The organism is Acinetobacter sp. NBRC 110496, assembly GCF_000876115.1.
Classification (GTDB): domain Bacteria; phylum Pseudomonadota; class Gammaproteobacteria; order Pseudomonadales; family Moraxellaceae; genus Acinetobacter.
On the sequence record NZ_BBTF01000142.1, the window covers coordinates 1 to 1,081 of the forward strand.

At 39.9% G+C, this 1,081-nt stretch carries 1 protein-coding gene; it reads right to left on the reverse strand.

Annotation, left to right across the window (positions count from 1 at the left end; genetic code table 11):
* Positions 1 to 79: 79 nt before the first annotated feature.
* Positions 80 to 1,081: amidase family protein (locus Aba26S_RS20940; protein WP_043975179.1), on the reverse strand; the 1,002-nt coding region annotated here is incomplete at its 5' end.

A 1,081-nucleotide genomic window follows, 5' to 3' on the forward strand; every position in this document is an offset into this window, starting at 1 on the left:
TAAAACAACAAAACATCGTCAATCAATTGATTTCTAGTCGGTGAAAGACTGTTAAATTACGCTATGATGGATAGTGCAACTAAAAATCCAAAGGCGGTTTTTGGAATCCATCCGTAATTTGTGCAAGCAGTTCAGCAAATTTAATGGTGACTTTGTCTGCATACGGTTGTCCCAATATTTGAATATTGACTGGTAGATTGTCCTCAGATAAGCCTATCGGTGCAGAGGTTGATGGCAACCCAAATACAGTTGCTGGCGAAATCCATTTGAATAACTCAAGATAGAAACGTTTTCTTCCATCGACTTGTAGCGTGCGAAACATCAAAGGTTCTTTATGATTGTGTTCAAACGCTAGAGTCAAAATAGGTGGGCAAATAATGACGTCGTATTCTGCAAAAATTTCAAGACATTTTTGCTTGATATGCAATGACTCTTCATATTTGGCAAGCCATTCTGCATGACTCAGGTTAGCACCTTGTGTAAATCCATAGGCCAAAGGCGGAATGCCTGCTTTACCATTAAGTAATTTGATTAATGGCGTAGATGCCGACATGGACAATCGACTTAGTTTAGGATCTGCAAAAGTCATTTGGCTGATCAATCGAGTGGCGTAGGATTTAAATATTTCATCAAAATCCCAATTTTTTGGACGACCTACATCCACGTTAACCTTGGCAGTTTGCAGGGTTTGCAAAAGTTGATCGTATTTTTTCTTTAGCCGTGAATCGATTGGACACGATTCATCATCCATCCAGAATAATACTTTAAACTCTTGAATGGTTTGTTTTTCAGATTCCTTGAGTTTAAAAGCTCTAAAGTCATCCGCATTTGGCTCGACTAAAACATCTAATAATAAACTTAAGTCCCGTGCTGAACGAGCCATTGGACCAATGACGGCAAGGTCAGGTTGGGATAACTCGTCCTCGTAATTCATGATGTGTCCTCTGAAATCAATCAATCCATAGGTGGATTTATGACCATAGACACCACAAAAATGTGCTGGTGTTCGAATAGAACCACCAATATCACTACCAAGCTCAATCGGTGTAAATCCCGATGCTAGTGCCGCAGCAGAACCACC